Below are 20,645 nucleotides of genomic sequence, written 5' to 3' on the forward strand. Positions count from 1 at the left end.
CGTTGTGCAATTAAACACGTAAATAAACCTTCTGAGGAGATCAAAATGAGTAGAAAAGTACGTCGTGCAACCGTAATAAGCACAACAGCGATAGCCCCGCATTTAAAGCGTCTGGTTGTTGGCTCAGATGAGTTTCATGATTTTCCTGCGGATCAACAAGGTGCGTACGTAAAAGTACTATTACCACATGCTGGACAAGATGAGGTTGAAATTGACCTCAAAGCAGCTGAACCTGCACCTAAGCGCTCATATACAATCAGAGCTATAGATACTATTAACCATACAATTACGCTTGATTTTGTCGTCAATCAGCATCGTGGTATCGCAACTGATTGGGCTAAACAAGCAAAGCCTGGTGATAAACTCGCAATTGCAGGCCCTGGCCCTAAAAAGCTTGATGATTTTAGTCAGTCGCAGTATTTGATGATTGCTGATTTAACCTCAGTTAATGCTATTAACGGGTATTTACAGCAACTACCTGCAACAGCTGATGTTGATGTGATCATTCATGTTGCTGACGCGCAGGATGTTATCGAGCTCGATACAATCAAAGCACACAGCAAACACACTATAAATTGGTTAATTACAATGCAGCCGCAAATAGATGTGGTTGATCAGGCTTCAGTGCTATTGAATCAATATACGCAAAAACCATTGATTTTCATGGCGCTAGAAGCTGCTATTGTGCGCACCATTAAAGATTTAGCGATTGATAAATATGCAATACCGCGTGAGAAGATTGTCTGCTCAGCGTATTGGAAGCAAGGTGTTGATGCAGATGGCAAGCTAACGGTTTAATCACATTATTAGCAGCAAGTAAGGGAATTAGAGTGCATACCCATGAGAGGAAGTTTACTTAAACAAAATAAGCGTCTCACAGCACTTACTTTAGAATAAGTAAACTTAGGTATGCACTCAGGTTCGGTGTCGAGACGTTAAAGAGTCTTAACTAATCGATTTAAGTATTTAACCATTCTAGCGGGCTAAATAAAGCGCTCACTGTATTAGTAGTTTTTGATGTAGAGCAAGAAAAAATAGCTAAGCCTTTATTGTGTGTTTGATTGTCGCAATGTCTATCTCGACAATTGCTCCACGCTTTTGGATCACTTGGGCGGCCAGTAAATTACCCGCTTGTGCACATTGTTTTATAGGTTGCTCTGTTAACCACTGGGCTAAAAAGCCTGCGTTAAATGAGTCACCTGCGGCGGTAGTGTCGATCACTTTTTCTACAGCGACAGTATTAAACAGCTCGACTGAAATTGAATTATCAAGGTGTTTTTTACTGTATTGGCAGCCATCTGCGCCGAGTTTTACAACGACCTCGTGAGCGCCTTGTTGGTGCAAACGCTCGGTACATTGCGCAACATTACTATCTCCCCATAATTGTGCTTCATCGTCAAAGGTCACTAATGCTAAATCGGCTAGTGCGTATGCTTTATTATTGGCAAGGTGGCAGTGCATTTTGCTTGACCATAATGCAGGGCGATAGTTGCTATCATAAATAATTTTTATCCCTTGCTGTTTTAGTAACGCTAAATGGCTGAGTAAAGTATGGCAATCTTGCTCTGCTAAAATTGCCAGCGAGATCCCCGATAAATAAATAGCATCAACTTCGGCAAGGCTGGTTAGTACTTTTTTAAAATCAGTATGTTGCAATAAATATTTAGCGGCTGAGTCGCTACGCCAATACTGAAAAGTACGCTCCCCTGACACATCGTTTTGAATCATATACAAACCTGGTTGTTTGTTATGACTGAGCAGCACATTGTCAGTATTAATATGGTGAGCTTGCCATTTTTCAATTAGTGCACGACTTAGTGGATCAGTGCCCATGGCACTGACGTAATTGACGTTTACTTCATTGCCTGCGAGTTTTTTAAGTAAATGGCGGTATTCATGCTGTCGCCGCCATAATTTTGTTGCATAGCAGTAAATGGTTGGCCGCTAAGCTCAACCATACATTCGCCAATAATTGCGATGGACTTAGGTGTCATTTATAACGTCACTCCTTTTTTCCAAATAGCGACTTCACGAATGTCGTTTATTTCATTGCAAGTTGGTTGGCCGTTTACGATGTTGACTAGCAGTTCAACAAACTCCCCGTGGACTTGCTCCATTGAGACATCGTTAATTAAAACGCCAGCGTCAAAATCTATCCAGCGTTTTTTCTTATTGGCAAGTTCTGAATTAGTAGCAATTTTTAACGTTGGCACAAATCCACCATAAGGCGTACCGCGGCCAGTGGTAAATAACACCATATGACAACCTGCAGCACCAAGTGCGCTGGTGGCAATAGGGTCGTTACCTGGTGCATCTAATAGATTTAATCCAGGTATTTGCAGGCGTTCACCATAGTGTAAAACCGCTTGTACTTTACTGGTGCCGGCTTTTTGCGTACACCCTAATGATTTATCTTCTAAGGTAGTGATCCCGCCTTTTTTATTACCTGGCGACGGATTTTCATAAATAGGTTGATTATGAGCTTTGTAATAACCTTTAAAGTTATTAACCATGTTAACGAGCTTGTTAAAGGTTTCCTCGTCTTTACAGCGCGACATTAATAAAGTTTCAGCGCCAAACATTTCAGGTACTTCGGTTAATACCGTTGTGCCACCTTGAGCAATTAAATAATCTGAAAAATAACCCAGCATCGGATTCGCCGTGATACCAGACAAACCATCGCTGCCACCACATTCAAGGCCAAACTTTACTTCAGATAAAGTACCTGGTTGACGTTTATCTTGTTTTACTTGGGCATAAATTTGTTCAAGTAGCGCAACGCCTTCTTCAATTTCGTCATCCGCTTGTTGGGTGATCAAAAACTTAATTCGGCCTTCATCGTAATCCCCTAAGCCATCACGAAATGCCGGTAATTGATTATTTTCACAGCCTAAGCCAACGACTAAAGCGCCACCAGCATTTGGATGCAGTGCCATGTTTTGTAGCAGTATCCGTGTTGTGTCTAAATCATCGCCCAGCTGAGAGCAGCCAAACTGGTGAGGAAACGCATAAATGCCATCAATTTCTAATTGTGGATGACGCAGTTTAAACTCTTTGATCATTTGGTTGATCATGCCATTAACACAGCCTACCGTAGGGATCAGCCAGATTTCATTACGAATGCCAATTTCACCGTTTTGTCTACGATAAATATTTACTTCAGGCGAAGGGGTCGCTTCACTTTGCTCAATAAACTCAGGAATATACTGATAATCCAGTTCATCATTGAGGGTGGTTTTAACGCAATGGGTATGCACCCAACCGCCTTTTTGAATATTCTCTAGGGCAAAGCCAATGGGGGCACCGTATTTAATAACATTCTCTTGTTTATTAATATCACGCAGCGCCACTTTATGGCCTTTATCAATGTTCTCATTGACTAAGATCTCTTCGCCATCAACGGGCAATATTTCACCAGCGGTGATATTACGCATTGCAATGGCAACATCATCAGTTGGGTGTAGTTTAATTAATGGTTTCATATTATTGGCCTAACTGGTTAGTAAGCGTAGTAGCTACACCTTCAGTGAGCATATTACGTAGGTGAGCTGTAACGGTGGCAGTTAATTCAGGAAGTTCATTTAAATCACTTTCCCAATGCCATTGTGCCCCTAGTACTTGTTCAACAAGCGTGTTTAAGGATAGGGTGTTGTTATCAAAGTCATGCCACAGGGTATTAAATAGTTCTAGCCATTGTGGTGCATCGCTCAATTCAATTTGCTGCTCATTACGTAGGCCTTTATACATCAAAATTTGCCCTGCAATAGCCAATGCCATCATATTCGGTACGGCGTTATTTGTTTTCACATAGGTGTGCAACTGCGGCAAAATACGGGTCTTAAATTTAGTCATACTGTTGAGTGAAATAGCCAGTAATAAATGGCAAATATACGGATTTCTAAAGCGGTTCAGTACATCATTGGCAAAGCGCTTTAATTCATCTTCAGGTAAATCAAGAGTGGGAATAATTTCAGCAAAGATTAATTGTGTTAGGTATTTTTCAAACAAAGGATCGGCCAGCGCATCGCCCACAGAATCAATGTTCGCCATGTAAGCTAGTGGCACTAAAGCCGTATGAGCACCATTTAAAATACCGACTTTTTGTTGTTTGTAAGGTGAAATATCATCAACAATTTTTATATTTAGATCACTGTCTTGCAAGCATAATAATTCAGCTAGATGCTGCGGTCCTTGAATAACAAACAAGTGAAAGTACTCAGCGGTCACCATAAAGTTATCTAAATAACCTAACGATTCTTGTAGTTGTTGATGCTCATCACGGGGGAAGCCAGTGACAATACGGTCAACTAAGCTTGAGCAAAAGTGGTTAGCTTCATTCAACCAGCTTGAAAACGCCTCAGGTAGTTGCCAAAGTTGGCAGTATTGAAACACGATTTCTTTGAGTTTCTCGCCGTTGTAGTCAATTAACTCACAAGGGATGATCACCATGCCGCTGTCAGCTGAGCCGTTAAAGTGATTAAAGCGATGGAACAACCACTGCGTTAATTTAGCTGGGAATGCTTTAGCGGGAGCGTCATCGAGTTTATCAGTATCAATATATTCAATACCAGCTTCAGTGGTATTTGAAAAAATAATTTTCAGATCCGGATTCTCAGCTAATGCCATATAACGCGGAAAATCTTTATAGACAGGAATTTCTTCATTAATTGAACTAATAATACGGTGATCGGCGACGGTTTCACCTTGCTCGTTTAAGCCACGAATAATAGTGGTATACAAACCATCTTGAACATTAAGTAAAGGAATTGCGTCATAATCAATAGGGCGGATCACCGCAACGCCGGCGTTTAGATCACTTGTTTCATTGAGTTTATCAATTTGCCAATCGATAAATGCACGCAAGAAATTCCCCTCACCGTATTGCATTATTTTTGTTGGGTATTTGTTTTTATTAAAGTTTTTTCTATTCAGTGCTTGCATAATATGAACCTATAAACGTTATATGGGCTGATTGATATTTACATCTTAGCTATATTTGCCACCGGTGGCAAATAATATTTGACAAATTGCCACCGGTAGCGAAGAATGGGTATTAACAAGTTTAGTCAATTCAATTTACATTGAATTAGTAATTACGTAATAAACACTTTATACAGGAATTTAAAATGACAGCCACTTTGTTTGATCTAACTTCAAAAACGGCACTCGTCACCGGTGCAAGCCGCGGACTGGGTCAACAAATTGCACTGGGTTTAGCAGCTGCTGGCGCCAAGGTTATTTGCAGTAGTAGTAAAGAGCACGGCTGCCAAGCAACGTGTCAGATGATCAAAGAGCGCGGTGGTGAGGCGTATGATTATGCAGCTGATTTGAGTAATACGGATTCAGTGAATGCCTTAGCAGCTACAGCCTTAGCTAATCATGGCGGTATTGATATTTTGGTTAATGTTGGCGGCACAATATTTCGCAGCCCTGCGGTGGATTACCCGTATGAGCAATGGCAGAACGTGATGAAAGTAAACCTTGATGCCAGTTTTTTATTGGCCCAAGCGGTTGCGCCAAACATGATCAAACAAGGGTTTGGCAAAATAATTAATATTGCCTCAATGCTGTCATACAGCGGCGGTATGACAGTCCCAGCATATACCGCGAGCAAACATGCGGTAGCGGGTCTTACTAAAGCGCTGGCAAACGAATGGGCGCAACACAATATTCAGGTTAATGCTATTGCGCCAGGTTATTTTAGAACCGATAACACCCAAGCATTACAAGATGATGCCGCTCGTAATAGTGAAATTGAAAAGCGTATCCCTGCGGGGCGTTGGGGTGAAGCAGAAGACTTAATTGGTTCAGCCATATTTTTATCATCAACAGCCAGTGACTATGTCAATGGCCATATTATCGCGGTTGATGGTGGCTGGTTAGCACGATAATTTTTAATTTTAGGTAGCATGTTATGAGCACACAAATAGAGTCACGTTATGCCGTTGGTCCAAATGAAGTTAAAGGCTATGACACCCAACAGTTAAGAGATGAGTTTTTGGTCGACAAACTCATGCAAGAGAACACCATTTATTGGTTATACACTCACTACGAGCGTTTTATGGTGGGCAGTGCGGTGCCAACCAGCGCACCGCTTAGGTTAGAAACGGTAGACAACTTAAAAGCAGCAAACTTTTTAACGGGTAGAGAGCTTGGTGTGATCAATGTTGGCGGCAGCGGCACGGTGACTGCTGATGGAGAAGATTTTCAGCTTGGCTATAAAGATGCCTTGTATTTAGGTAAAGATACCAATGAGGTGCTGTTTACTAGTCATGACAGTGGCAATCCGGCAAAATTTTATCTTAATTCTGCACCAGCTCACCACAAATATCCAAATAAGTTAGTGACACGTAATGATGCCAATGTATTGCATTTAGGTGCGCTTGAAACCTCCAATGAGCGCGATATTAATCAGATGCTGATCAATACCGTAGTACAAACATGCCAACTACAAATGGGGCTAACGGAATTAAAACCAGGCAGCGTCTGGAATACCATGCCAGCTCATCAGCATGATCGTCGCAACGAAGTGTATTTTTATTTTGAAGTGCCAGAGCAGCAAGCGGTGTGTCACTTTATGGGCGAGCCGACTGAAACTCGCCATATTTGGGTACATAACGAGCAAGCAGTGGTATCGCCACCATGGTCAATTCACTCAGGTGCTGGCACACAAAACTACAGTTTTATTTGGGGCATGGCTGGTGAAAACCTCGATTATGATGATATGGATAAATATCAACCAAGCGAGCTGAGATAATCAGCTCTTTAATGATCATATAGCGATAAGAAGAAATAATAATGAATAGAAATCTTCTCATAAAGATAATGCTAGTTTTGTCGTTATTTTTGCTAACTAGTTGCACTGATGACAAAAAAACAGTGCGATTAACTTTGGCACATACATTAGACACCCGCCATGTGGTGCATCAAGCAATGGAATATATGGCTGAACGTTTGGCATTTTATTCAAATGGCACAATGGAAATTGTTATCTATCCAGGTGGTCAGTTGGGGTCTGAACGTGAACTCATTGAGTTGTTACAAATTGGAAGTTTATCAATCACTAAAGTATCGGCAAGCCCGCTGGAAGGCTTTGTACCTGAGATGAAAGTGTTTGGCATTCCGTATTTGTTTCGCGATAGTGAACATTTTTGGCGTGTACTTAAAAGTGACTTAGGCACCGATCTACTTAATAAAGTGAGCACTGCAAGGCTTAAAGGTTTGGGCTATTACGATGCAGGCAGCCGCAGCTTTTACACCACCAATGGCGCGATTAATACCCCAGATGATTTAATAGGTAAAAAAATTCGCGTGTTAAATAGCCCTACAGCAGTAGCAACAGTGCAGGCTTTAGGCGGCGCTGCAGCACCGATTGCATGGGGCGAATTATATGCCGCACTGCAACAAGGTGTAGTTGATGGCGCAGAGAACAATCCGCCAAGCTATTACTTATCTCGTCATTACGAAATCGCTAAATATTATTCGCTGGACGAACATACCTTTGTTCCAGATGTAATTTTAGCAAGCTTAGAAGTTTGGAACTCACTTAACAACGAACAACAACAGTGGTTAACCCAAGCGATGGCCGACTCTGTTGAGTACCAACGTTCATTGTGGCAAAACGCATCTGATGAGGCGCTTAAAGCAGTTATCGCAGAAGGCGTACAAGTGACCTACCCTGACAAACAAGCGTTTCAAGATAAAGTGGCTGATTTTCATGCTTCGTTCGCTGATACAGCGGTTGCAGCTCACATTAAAAAAATAAAAAGCATGTAGGAGCAAACAATGCGACAACTCAACACACACTTAAATCGCATCATAGAGCGATTACTGATTTTGGCCATGATAGCAATTGTAACCGTTGTTTGTTGGCAAGTATTTTCACGATTTATTTTACGTGCACCGAGCTCATACACCGAAGAGTTAGCGCGTTTTATCCTGATTTGGATTGGTGTCTTGGGCGCTTCGTATGCGTATCGTACTAAAGCACATTTAGGACTTGATCTGTTTTATCAAAAAATGATCCCGTCACTTAGGTATAAGTGTTCATTTGTAATCGAAATCTGCGTGCTGATCACAGCATTAAGTATTTTAGTGTATGGCGGCAGCCAATTGATGATGCTGAGCTTTGAATTAAAGCAAACCTCAGCGGCGCTTGAGATCAACATGGGTTATGTGTATATCGTTTTACCGCTGAGCGGGGTGTTGATTGTGATTAATTGCATTGAAAACCTGATCAATTATGCACAGCAAAAATTCACGGAGGAAGCGTAATGGACTTAACAGCAATTGTTTTAATCGTTTGTTTTTTTGTATTGTTATTTATTAATGTACCTATTTCTTTGTGTATTGCGCTATCAACATTAGCAGCGCTATTAATGCACATTGATTTTACGCCTGCCACTACGACCATAGCCCAACAAATGGCCGGTGGCATTGATAGTTTCGCATTATTGGCAATCCCATTTTTTATCTTGTCTGGATTGATAATGGGTCAAGGCGGCATTGCTAAACGGCTGATTGAATGTGCTATGGCGATGATAGGCTTTTTACCTGGCGGCCTGGCACTCGTAAATGTAATGTCGTGCATGTTATTTGGTGCAATATCAGGCTCTGCCGTTGCAGCCACATCGGCGATTGGTAGTTTTATGGTGCCAGAAATGAAAAAACATGGTTACAGTGCCAGTTTTGCTGCGGCGGTTACCGCAAGTGCAGCCACTACGGGCATGTTAATACCACCGAGTAATATTTTAATTATCTATGCCATCGCCAGTGGTGGGGTGTCGATTGCGGCATTATTTATTGCCGGCTACTTACCGGGTATTTTAGTAGGGCTGGCATTGATGATTGTTTGCGCTATTTACTCGATTAAAAACAACTACCCAGTAACAGCAAGACTGCCATTTAACATTGTGATGAAAAAAATACTCGCAGCTTTGCCAAGCTTGTTGCTTATTTTTATTGTTATTGGCGGCATTATTGGCGGTGTATTTACCGCAACTGAAGCCGGCGCTATTGCCGTTATTTATGCTTTAATACTGTCGGTATTTATCTACAAAGAAATCAATATAGCTGAAATGCCTGCTATATTACTAAAAGCTTGTGAAACAACGGCTATTGTAATGCTGATCATTGCCGCGTCTTCGGGCATGTCATGGTTATTGTCATACACACATATTCCACAGCTGGTCAGTGAGTTCTTTTTAACACTCAGTGATAATCCGATTTTAATCTTGTTGTTAATCAATCTGATTTTAATTTTGGTTGGCGCGTTTATTGATATGACGCCTGCGGTATTGATTTTTACACCGATCTTTTTACCGGTAGCTGAGCAATTTGGTATGTCGCCGATTCAATTTGGGATTATGATTGTATTAAACTTATCAATTGGCTTGGTGTCTCCGCCAGTTGGGAGTGTGCTGTTTGTCAGTTGTGCGGTGGCGAAAACATCGTTACATAAAATAATTAAGCCAATGATGCCGCTGTATGCTGTGATGTTTCTGGTATTGATGTTGGTTACATATGTACCGGCGATCAGTGAAACGTTACCGCGTTTATTTGGTTTAATCGAGTAACTAACCTGAACTTGGGATAATTTATTTGCCAGCGTTTAGGCCAACTTAATCAAACAAATCTGTGATGGAGCTCAACAGCTCCATTTTTCTTTTAAATCAAAGTAGTCAATGTATAACAAGAGCTGACTAACTACTTCTATGGATCTACGGTTAGTGTTAAACTTTGCAATCATCCTAAATAGGAACTTTTATGTCAGTAACGATTAATGATGTAGCTAAGCTGTGCGGTGTTTCAAAGCGCACAGTTTCACGTGTGATCAACCGCTCTCCCGCTGTGGGTGAAGCGACGCGGGAGCGAGTGCTTAAAATTATCAGCGAAGTTGGTTTTTCTCCTGACAAACAAGCACGGGGGCTGGCATCAAGTCGTTCTTACTTATTAGGTTTAATTTATGATAACCCCGATGCATTGTATATTGATCAGGTGCAACGAGGTGCATTAAGCGTCTGCTCTGAACTTGGCTATGAATTGGTTGTTCATCCTAGTTACTCTAAAAGTGCTGAATTTATTGACGATTGCCTGTCATTTATCTCTCGCTCTAAGCTTGATGGCGTGATTATTTTACCGCCAGTATCTGAAAACAAAGAGTTAGCTGCAGCAATTCGTGAAGCAGGTTGTCCTTATGTGCGCTTAGCATCGGTAGATTTAGATGATGCTGATAACATTGTGGTCTCAGACGAACGCGCAGCAATGAAAGAAATGGCCAGCTATTTGGTTGAACTTGGCCATAAAGACATTGGTTTTATTTCTGGACCGCAGGTTTATCGTTCTTCAATTGAACGCTTAGCCGGCTTTTTAGCTGAACTGCAACAATGTAATGTGCAACTGCCAGGAAATCGTATTATTGAAGGCAAAAATAGTTACGAAAGTGGTATTGAATGCGCTATGACGTTGTTAAGCACTGAACCAAGACCAACGGCCATTGTTGCTAACAACGACGAAATGGCGGCGGGGGTATTACGGGTTGCCAGTAATTTAAATATCAAAGTACCAGAACAGCTATCAGTAGCAGGTTTTGATGATAATATTTTGGCTTCACGGATCATTCCATCGCTAACGACTATTCGAAGACCTGTACAAAACATGGCATGTTTAGCGGTACAAAAACTCATCAATAAAAGCCAATCGACACAAAGTGAAAAAATTAAATTAGATGACGTAGTCACTCCTTACTTAGTGAAGCGTGAATCTACCAACAGATGCGCTAAATAGTACCGATTAAACCCCCTCATAATATTTTTGTTACAGACATACAAAGCGCCTTACTGACAGTAGGGCGCTTACTTCTATCCGTAATCCAATAAATACTTTTTTGATTTAATTCATGAGTTAATTAAATTTGAGGAGCACCTTTGATAAAATAGCATGAAATATCGGTGTTAAACGAAACGGCCGATATGCTGCCTAAAGGATAAAATGCATAGCGTTCGTTTTTAATATCTGGAACATTTTGAGCGCTGTAAGCCCTGGCTGATGTCAATCGTATTAAGTTACTGACCATTTATAGCGACAGATAAATACAGTGATAACAAGTCAGAAATTTTGATAGGGTGTTCTTGGCAATTGCTCCTGCATTGCTCTACCTCCTGCATCTATGCAGTCGTACTTGAAAAATTACTAACTCAATTTAATAACGTTAACTTCATGCCCTCGCTCTTTAACCGCAGCGCCTGTTAATCTCTTTGTGAATTATTAACTTGAAGATTTTGTTGCGCAAAGAGAAAGGAATGATATGGATAAAAAAATACCCTTGCTGTGCGGGGCAAGGGTATTGGTAACTATCAAATTGTGTGAAAGCAGCGCTTGGCTGCTCTCATTACAACTATTGGATGGTTATTTCATCCAATGTGATAGTTGCTTCACTTTCCGTTCTGAGAGTGATGAATGAGGTAGCTGTGGCTACCAATCCATCGACGGTGTACGTTTGACCTGGGACTAAGTCTTGAAGCTGTACTGAGTAGAACTTCGATGAACCACCGTGGATTGAATTAGCGCTACCAGAGGTGTTGTTATCTACATATATTTGGAAGCTTTTTGCGGTATTGCCTGCTACAGCCGCGACTTGAAAGCTCACTTGATAACTGTTACTTAAATCAAGTAGACCCGTTGTGCTTGCATCCGCTGAGGTGGTATTCACCGCAGGGGTGGTATTGGCAATGCTAATACGTGCACCTGTCATGGTTAGTTGCCCAGTGGATACATCGATTGTGCCTGTGACACGATGAAACAGCGGGGTCCCCGTACCCGCTAAACCTGATAGGTCGCGGTAGCTATTACTAAAAAATTCGTCAGCATTTGCTGCGGCAAAATTTTCAGTAAAGGGTAACCCAAGCGGCTGTTGCACAGGTGGCTCACTTGGCGCTGCAATGTCTGGGATGCCTAAATCGCTTTGATCTATTTTACCAATACCGGCATGGGCAATAACATGCGCTTTAACATCCATTACTGGTGTTAACTTATACTCATAAGGTGCTTGGTATGAGCTGGTGGGTGTCATACCAGTAGCAGTAACCTCTGCAACCACATCGCCGTCAGCCACATCACCCCAAGTAACACCTTCACCTAGGTAGTTACCCGAGGTATTCCAATAACCAATTACTTTTGAGTAAAAAGAGACCACAGGATTTTTAGTATGCTCAAAGTAGTTATTTTCAATATGAAGCTCTGCGCCCATTCGTGAGTTAATCGCGCTAGAGGTGATATTGTTATAATAGTTGTTGAAGAGATGACCTTGACCAAATCTAAACAACGGAACACGCGATATGATGTTTTCAAAGCGGTTATGGTGAAAGGTAATATGACGATTCTTGTTGCTGCTCGAGTCATCATCACTGTGACCATGGAGTGACGTTTTCCAGCTATCGTGAATATAGTTATATGAAATGGTAATGTTTTCAGCACCCGATTTAGAATCGATTAAACCATCATAATAATCTTGATCAACATTTAACGATGAATATAGTTCGTTATGATCAATCCAGATATTCGCGGTAGGTTTATTTTCATCACCTTCAATCGAAATACCATCTTTACCGCCGGTAAGTACTTCATGGATTTTTAAGTTTTGGATAATGATGTTATTAGCACGACGAATAGCAATGCCGATACCACTTAGCTCACCACGATCTGCCACACCAATGATTGAGATATTATCCATATCTTTAATTTCGATAGAAGAATTATCGCCGCCACTGTTTGCATCAGTAATGACACCGTCGACATAAATAGTCACTGGAACACCTGATGATTTTGCTTGTGCTAAAGCCGATTTAAGCGCTGTGCCATTATCAACGGTCACGACTGTTCCACCTTCGCCACCGGTTAGGTTAAAATTATAACCAGCAAAACCCAGACTATTATTCACCGGTGTAATTGCAATTGGCTCATCTGGCAAGATTGGGATTGCTAGTGGTTCAGGTGTCCAACCTTGGCCATCATTAAAGCTTGCAAAAATAGCATTACGCTCAAGTAAGTTAACCACGTCGCTGTCTTGCATAATGTAACCGCCAACACGGGCACTTAAATCAAGGGCATTACCTGCTAAATCCATGCTGCCATACTCGCGCCAGCCACTGGTAGCCGTTGCAATTTCTGGATTTGGTGCAGGTTGACTGTTAACACCTTGCACAGCCCAACCTGAGGTTGCAATGTGAGTATCAAATTTATTATTGATAAGCGTTATGTTATCGAAATATGTGTCACTGCCACCACTGCGTGCAATATAGGTTGAATTATCTAACACATCATTGCCAATTGGTCCTGGGCCATGAGTAAAACTACTGTTTAAAAAGATAAAGCCAGGATCTGTTTGCACAGGTACGCGTGCTTGTAATACATAGCCTCCAGAGGTGTCTTTCGTTGGGTCATTGTCTTTAGAGTCACCTATAGTGCGTATTTCACTGTCTTCAAATAATGCAGTGACCGGGTAGCCCCAAATAAAGTCAACATTACCAGCAACTAAGCTGTTGTAGAACCAGCTATAACCTTTCAGTAATAGGGTATCTTGTTCGCTAATAAAGCTGGCATTATTAGCCACTAAACGACCATTACTATTAAAGTAAATTGTTTCAGCTTGGTTTGAATCAACCTTGTTACGCAAATGCGTGTTTTTAAATGTTAGGTTGTTGATCACTAACATATCCGCACCTTCAACTAAGAATACACCACGACCGCCACTCGGTGTGCCAGAACCTACAGGCGCACTGCCACCTGAGCCACCATTGAGTGTTTCGAAGTTTTCGTACTGAATAATAGTATTGTCTTGGCTTTGCCCTTGTATAGTTACGTTATTTTTATTACGTAAGAATAGCAGTTCATTATATACACCATCTTTGACTGAAATGGTGGTTTGCTCATCTTTAGCAAGATTTGCCATTGCAAAGTTAAGTGCACCTTGCACGGTTCTAAAGTCAGCTACACCGTCATCATCAACCAGTAGTTGATTGCTTGCCGGCGTTGTCACTTTAGTGGTGAACGTCCATTGGCTATTATCACCGAGGCCAATAAAATCAGCACCGTTTAGTTGTGCGCCTAGTACCACGTCATCACCAATGACAACACGATAAGTATGGCCATATTCAAGCACATTATTATGCGGTTTAATGGTTAAGGTATTGCCTTCAATCGTGAGCGGGTAGTAGTACACAGAGCGCAATCTATCTTGGCCTGTGTAACCAATCACATCGACATTTTTACCAACTTTGAGGGTATCAACAAGGGTGTTGTCGTTTTGTTTATAAATACGTATTTCACCTAAACTACCAAACGTAGGGGCGTTATCAAAAGTAATCGATAACTGGGTATCAACAAATTGGCTATCGCTAGCAATCGCTGGCATCACTTTAGCTGTTAAATCACCATAGTCAGCGGTTGGCATAACAAAGCCTTCTGCAACAGAGACTTTAATAGTACGGGTAATACTTGGGTCTGAATCCGATACAAATGTGATCGTTGCATCGCCTGCAGCAATCGGTGTAAGGGTGACCGTATTTCCATCGATTGCAACGCTCACCACTGCTTCATTGCTTGAAGTGACCGTGTAGGTGTCGGCTGTGATACCGTCGTTTTTAATTGCTGTAACGTTGATCAACAATGGATCCATACTGGTACTTGTGTCCCAATTAGGCTCTTTGTAATCAAGGGTTAACTGAATTGGCTTGATGCTAGGGTCGCCCACTTTTACATCATCAATTTCAAACGAACGATTATTCGTAAACACACCAATTAAGCCACGCGCTGTATAGCTGGTATCAGTCGCAGAGCCCATTTTCTCACCATCTAAGTACACGGTAAGTTGGTCATCAATCATTTCAAAGCGAGTGGTGTACCAAACGCCATCTTCTGTAGCGCCTTTTTCACCGAGTAAGATTGGTGATTTTGTTTGCACCGGACGCGAAATTGATCCTTCGCTACTAACGGCAACTTCCACTTGCGTACTGCTTGATGAGTTTTGCACATTTAAGCCACCGGCGTACCAATTACCGGCATTTAAATAGCGTGCCATCAGAAAGATCTGCTTATTGGCCGTTGTAGAGTTCTGACGTGGGCGAATTTTCGCTTCAACAAAGTAGTTACCTGTCGCAGGTACGTTTGCCATAGCTTCTTCAGTGGCTAAAATTAGCTCGCCACCAGCACCGCCTGCGGTGTATCGCATCATGTTATTACCCATAATGTCGAGTACATCAAACTCACCCATTGGGGCTTCTGTGTTATCTGGCTTGGCTAAAATTTGCCAATTATTTAAATCACCATTGGCAAAGTCATCACAAAAATACAGTTCAGGTGCATCCGTGCAGCTAAATACAGATGGATCTTTAACATACTCAACTCTGAGGTTATTGATAACCACAGTGCCGCCAGTTTCGGTACGTAACTGTAAAAATGAATTTTTAGTCGCAAGCTTTCCGGGTACTGTTAAAGTTTGACCAGGGGTAAGCGAGTTGATCAATTCATTATAAAAACGTGAGTCATTACCATGGATTGATTTAGAACTGCTTGATGAGTTGTTATCCACATAAATTTGGAATTTATTATCACCTTCAAGGTCACTTACACTGACAATATCCATCACCACTTGATAAGGACGAGACAAATCCAGTGCTCCACTGGTGGTGGTATCCGTTGCTGCTGTTTCAATACCTGGTGTGGTGTTACCTAATGTGAAACGTCCTCCATTGAGTTCTAATCCAGTATCAATCACAGTGACTGAGCCGCCTGTTTTGCTAAACATGGGGATTTCATCGCCGTTAGCATCAATAACTTTTTGATGATCAACAGAGAAAATATCCGCAGTAAGTGCGGTAAAGTCAGTGATAATTGGTAATTCTACTGTTGGGATCTCACCTTGAACAGGTGGTTCAACAGGTGGCTCAACTGGCGGTTCAACATCTGGCACATCTGTAGCAACTGTTTCAATGGTTAAGTTATCAATGACAATCATTGCCGCTGAATCAGTGCGTATTTGGAAATATGAATTTTTAATCTCAGGATTTAAAATACCACGGGCATCGATATTAGTTAGATCTGGGCCGGTATTTACATCTTCACCTGGAATGTACGTATAAGAGAACTTTTTACCTGCAGGGGTGTTGGTTTCGTTTATATCTTTACCATAAAACTTTGAAGCACCACCATGCACTGAATTACTTTGACTGGCAGTATTATTATCAACATACAGCGATAATCCACCGGCACTATTATGAGAAATAACATCAAAGCTAATGGTAAACCCTTCGCTTAAATTATAAATCCCCACACCTGAGCTATCAGTCGCTGTTGATTCTTTGCCGGGCAGAGTATTACCGATTGTAATACGGTCGCCTTCTAGAATTAGGTGGCCTGCTACATCGTCAATTTTTGCACTACCGCCACTTTTAAAATATAACGGGCCGCTGCCTTGCTCATCCGATAAGCTTTTATAGCTCGATGAGAAAAATGTTTCAGTGTCAGTATCAAACTCTTCAATTAAGGCTAAACCAGCTTGCTGAGCTAAATCGTTGAGTTTGATTAACTCTTCTTGAGCTTGTTGTTCGGAGAACACTAAAATATTGTTTTTAGCATCATCATTACTATCACAAGTAAGCACCAGTGTTGCCAATGCACTTGCATCGCTGGTGGCACAAACACTATAGGTATTATTAACCGTATTATGGGAACGAGAAATTATATACTCTATGGTAGCTGATTCGCCTTCACCTGAGGTCAGTGCAAGTACGCGATTACCAAATAAAAACGAATAATTGCCTGTTACTGTTTCGCTACCATCCACTACTTGGCTGAATGTGCCACTAAGGTTTGCTTCATCAACGGGCGTTAATATCAACTGTGCAATACTTGCCTCACTGCCTTGTACTAACGGGTTATACAATGTTCCGCTAAAATCGGCAGTATTAAATGCTAAAGGTTGTGTGCTGTTGTATTGCTTAAAAATAAAATCAACAAAGTGCACAATCGCTTGATCAGCTGGAATTAAGGTATTATTAGCTGAGCCTGCATCAGCGAGCCACGCATTAACGTTTGCCTCAAACTCATCGCTACTAAAATAGTCCGTAATCGTTTGTCCTTCGGCTAAAGTCATAACGGCTGCTTGTGCTGCTTGCTCGCTGATGGTGATGCCATTGCTAGGATCACCATCAACATCTAGTGACTGTAATAAACGCAAACTATTAATAACAGCAGGATGAAACACGGTATCTGTCGAAAATAAAGCAAGTGGAGTCAATACATTGGCGGCAGAGACCGTAGGGAAGGTAAGTGCACCAATTGAGAAATCGATAGCTTCACCTCTAAAGTAATCGAATTGTCCATTTGCGTTTGTTACACCATTGCTTATTGATGGGCTGTTGTAGGTTAAACCAGCAACAGGGCTGTCAACAAATACCCCTTGCACTGGTGGTAACGGGGCTTCTTTGACATTGATAGAACTATCTTCACCGCAGCCTGCTAAGATCGCGGTGATCAGCAAACACGATGGTATTTTTATTGTATTATTCATGCATCCCTCCAAGGATGAAAGCGCGTCATTAACGCGTTAATTGTGTGTGAAATTAACGTTTTTCATTATTAGTAGCTGTTAATAAAATTTATAATTCATACCTAACTGGAACGTACGACCATAATCTTCACGTTGATAGAGGATTTCACCACCGGATAAATCATTACCTTTGAAATAACGTAAATCTGCTTCATCGGTTAAGTTAATCGCGTCAAAATACACGCTGAGGCTTTTCGTAAAATCATATTTCACTTTCATATCAAAGGTTAAGATATCGTCTTGGTATATATCAGCCCATGACTTACAGGTATGTGGGTCTGATACAGAAGCTGATACGGGACAAGAGCCAACCTCTTCAAGGATATCTGAGCGGTAATTACTAATTAGGCGTAACGAGAAAGTCTCATCTTCCCAACCAACAGCAATGTTACCGGTGATATCTGCTTGGCCTGGTAGCTGCATTTTGTCTTGACGAATAGTGGCGTCGAGTTCGGCTTCACTTTTTACAAAGGTCATATTACTTTGCCAAAATAAGCCATTTTCGAAGAACTGATTGTAACTAAGCTCAATCCCGTAGACTGTGGCTTTATCACCATTGAGGGTGATATCAACCTGATTTAGAGCAAGATCTTGAGGAATTGCAAAATCAGATACTTGGTTTACAGGTAAAGTAAGCGGGAGCTCATCTATGCTCATTTGAATACCAGTGACATCGACGATGAAGTTATCAATATTTTTGTAAAATACTGCAGCTTCCATAAATAACTCTTTTGATGGATACCAGCCAAACGAAGCGTCAAAGTTATCAGATGTCATGGCTACTAGATTTGGGTTACCTACTTGTAACGCATTGTCAGGCCCTAAAATATAGCCTTGTAAATCAATTGCGCTTTGTCCATCTGGTGAGTTGTAGCATTCATTAGTCGTTGGATCACATAAACTAATATCACTATCAAAACGCGCATAACCACGCGCTTGCTTAAACGAAGGGCGGGTATAACTAGTCCACAGTGATGTACGAACCAACATTTCAGGATTTGGTTCGTAGCGTATATGCATACTTGGGAAAAATTCACTGTAGGTAATGGATGCCTCAGGTAAAGGTACCGAAATATCTAAGGTGTGATCACCGCCAAAATTCCAATCATCATTTGATAATGACATATAACCGGTTGATGAAAATTCGGTATGTGCATAGCGTACACCGGTAATAACACTGACCTGCTCTGATAGCTGCAGCTCAGTCATAATATAAGCTGCGTAGGTATCTTCGTATAAGGTATAGTCTTCTTTGGTGCTGTCAATTGACACCTCGCCACCGGTGGCACTGCCGCGCGTAATTTTAGTTGAGTCAACTATGTACTCAAGGTCTTCGTTGCTAACAAAAGGATAGGTAAATAAGCCACCCTCAGGAACCGCAAAGTTATAATCAGTAACATTTGAGTTGGCGACTGTAATGCAGGTTTCATCCGTTCCACAATCGAGAGGGTTTATTGCATAGCTCCAGCGATCTTTATCACGGAAGTGTTCGCGTTCGTTATAAGTGCCACCAATTTTAATGAAATTAAGGTACTCAAAATCAAAGTCTTTTTGTAAGTTTAACTTGATACTGGTGACTTCATCAGTGCGGACACTGTCTTCCATAAATAAGTTGTCGTATTCCATATTTGATAAATCGCTGATATCACCATCGGCTTCACCGGCAAAAACATCATTATCTGGATCTAACGCAAAACCACCTAAGGCAGCAGCTTCTTCAGGAGTTAGCACCTGTGCAACAATATTGTTTTTAGTTGCTTGACCGTAAACGATATTCTCACGCTCACGAAACTGAACTCGGCGATCCCCCACTGATTTATCATCTGTTTTTGAATACGCATATTCATAATCTACGCGTAAAGTGTCGGTAATATAGTTTTCACCACCGATACTGTAATTGGTTGTAGTCGTTTCACCTTCCTGAATGAAAAATTGGTTATAAATATCGATATCAGACAGGGCAAACTCTTTTGTATCAGCATTTACATAAATAATTTCATCGGCTTGGTCGCCATTATAAAAGTTATAAAACTCTCTTTGTGCAACGTCATCATCAGTGTAATTAGAGTAGTTACCTCGTATGTAATAAAAACTGTCTGCGGTTGGCTTAAACTCAACATTTAAAGTTGCGGTGGTACGTGTTCGATCAGCAATTTCACGGCGGTTTTCGAGTTGCGCGGGGATCAATATTTCTGGTGCAACACCTAATTGCTCTTCACTGAGGCCAATGCCACCTTGTAAAAAGTTTAATTCTCGAGTGCTATGATGGCGTACCTCATCTACTTGAGTTTTCCTATCTTCATAAGAAAGTGCAAAACCAACGCCTATTTTTTCGTCTAAGAATAGCTGTGTGCCATCAAGGCTAAACTTCGGCGAGTGTTCTTCTCTGATTTCACTGTATGAATCTTGCAGCTTCATTTTTAGGGTGTTTTTACCACGGTCATATGCTGAGATAGCTTTGACGTTTACTGCGCCACCTATCGAATTTAGATTCATATCAGGGGTAAGGGTTTTAAATACTTCAATGGCTCCTAATGAATCACTAGTGATACCATCAAGGCCAATTTTACGTTCATCACCCGCACCAGATAGTTCTGCACCATTCATGCTCACCGATACGAATTTAGGACCTAACCCCCGAACTGCAATATATTTACCTTCACCTTCACTGCGCTCTAAAGTGACACCAGGAATACGGCGTAATGACTCTGCGACATTTTGATCAACAAAGTTTCCCATGTCATCCGTGGCAATCACTGAGCTAAACGCTTTAGCATCGCGCTCCATGGCACGTGCTTTTAAATCTGCTTGATAAACGCCTGTTACAGCAATGATTTCAATATCATCTTCAGCTTCTACGGTTTTTTTAGCTGCTGTTTTCTCGGCGCTTGTTGTTGGTTTGTCATTCTGTACCTTTGGCTGTGCAGGATCAGTTGTTTGCGCATAAAGTGGCATAGCTACCATTAATGCTGCTGCGATCGTGCTTAATCTCATGCTCTTCATCTTTGTTCCTTTTTCAGGCTTATAATTGTGTGTGCAA

At 41.4% G+C, this 20,645-nt stretch carries 13 protein-coding genes; 7 read left to right on the forward strand and 6 right to left on the reverse strand.

Annotated elements, in window-relative coordinates:
• Positions 1–45 precede the first annotated feature (45 nt).
• Positions 46–798: a siderophore-interacting protein gene (locus P4S61_RS21790; RefSeq protein WP_182759774.1), complete on the forward strand. Its 753-nt coding sequence runs from the start codon at positions 46–48 to the stop codon at positions 796–798.
• A gap of 240 nt (positions 799–1,038) precedes the next feature.
• Here P4S61_RS21790 and P4S61_RS21795 read toward each other — a convergent pair whose 3' ends face one another.
• The 4 genes from P4S61_RS21795 to P4S61_RS21810 are packed head-to-tail and all read right to left on the reverse strand — an operon-like array spanning position 1,039 to position 4,941.
• Positions 1,039–1,833 (reverse strand): sugar kinase, encoded by a 795-nt coding sequence (locus P4S61_RS21795; protein ID WP_337119187.1) that lies wholly within the window; start codon positions 1,831–1,833, stop codon positions 1,039–1,041.
• Positions 1,834–1,853: 20 nt separating this feature from the next.
• Positions 1,854–1,994, reverse strand: coding sequence for a hypothetical protein (locus P4S61_RS21800; RefSeq protein WP_337119188.1), 141 nt, complete (start codon positions 1,992–1,994; stop codon positions 1,854–1,856).
• Positions 1,995–3,482, reverse strand: coding sequence for a UxaA family hydrolase (locus tag P4S61_RS21805; protein WP_145239125.1), 1,488 nt, complete (start codon positions 3,480–3,482; stop codon positions 1,995–1,997).
• Position 3,483: 1 nt separating this feature from the next.
• Complete coding sequence (locus tag P4S61_RS21810) at positions 3,484–4,941, reverse strand: tagaturonate reductase (protein WP_145239122.1); 1,458 nt, start codon at positions 4,939–4,941, stop codon at positions 3,484–3,486.
• A 185-nt stretch (positions 4,942–5,126) separates the two neighbouring features.
• On the opposite strand from P4S61_RS21810, the gene P4S61_RS21815 reads away from it, so the two are divergent.
• From P4S61_RS21815 to P4S61_RS21840, 6 genes are all read left to right on the forward strand, one after another.
• Complete coding sequence (locus P4S61_RS21815; protein ID WP_337119189.1) at positions 5,127–5,891, forward strand: SDR family oxidoreductase; 765 nt, start codon at positions 5,127–5,129, stop codon at positions 5,889–5,891.
• Positions 5,892–5,914: 23 nt separating this feature from the next.
• A complete protein-coding gene (gene kduI / locus P4S61_RS21820; RefSeq protein WP_145239116.1) occupies positions 5,915–6,757 on the forward strand; it encodes a 5-dehydro-4-deoxy-D-glucuronate isomerase in 843 nt (280 codons plus the stop codon).
• A gap of 41 nt (positions 6,758–6,798) precedes the next feature.
• The gene (locus tag P4S61_RS21825; protein ID WP_259397119.1) at positions 6,799–7,776 is read left to right on the forward strand and encodes a TRAP transporter substrate-binding protein; all 978 of its coding nucleotides are present in this window, start codon (positions 6,799–6,801) and stop codon (positions 7,774–7,776) included.
• 9 nt (positions 7,777–7,785) lie between these two features.
• On the forward strand, positions 7,786–8,274 hold the full coding sequence (locus tag P4S61_RS21830) for a TRAP transporter small permease (protein ID WP_145239113.1): 489 nt from the start codon (positions 7,786–7,788) through the stop codon (positions 8,272–8,274).
• The gene (locus tag P4S61_RS21835) at positions 8,274–9,575 is read left to right on the forward strand and encodes a TRAP transporter large permease (RefSeq protein WP_145239111.1); all 1,302 of its coding nucleotides are present in this window, start codon (positions 8,274–8,276) and stop codon (positions 9,573–9,575) included. Before P4S61_RS21830 ends, P4S61_RS21835 begins: the two co-directional genes overlap by 1 nt.
• Before the next feature lie 190 nt (positions 9,576–9,765).
• Entirely contained in the window at positions 9,766–10,785 is a 1,020-nt protein-coding gene (locus P4S61_RS21840) for a LacI family DNA-binding transcriptional regulator (protein ID WP_145239108.1), read from the forward strand.
• 610 nt (positions 10,786–11,395) lie between these two features.
• On the opposite strand, the gene P4S61_RS21845 is transcribed toward P4S61_RS21840, so the two are convergent.
• Entirely contained in the window at positions 11,396–17,566 is a 6,171-nt protein-coding gene (locus tag P4S61_RS21845; protein WP_337119190.1) for a pectinesterase family protein, read from the reverse strand.
• A gap of 78 nt (positions 17,567–17,644) precedes the next feature.
• The gene (locus P4S61_RS21850; protein ID WP_337119191.1) at positions 17,645–20,608 is read right to left on the reverse strand and encodes a TonB-dependent receptor; all 2,964 of its coding nucleotides are present in this window, start codon (positions 20,606–20,608) and stop codon (positions 17,645–17,647) included.
• Between the last annotated feature and the right edge of the window lie 37 nt (positions 20,609–20,645).

Origin of the sequence: Pseudoalteromonas sp. B160, assembly GCF_037162485.1 — a bacterium.
GTDB classification, from domain to species: Bacteria; Pseudomonadota; Gammaproteobacteria; order Enterobacterales; family Alteromonadaceae; genus Pseudoalteromonas; species Pseudoalteromonas rhizosphaerae.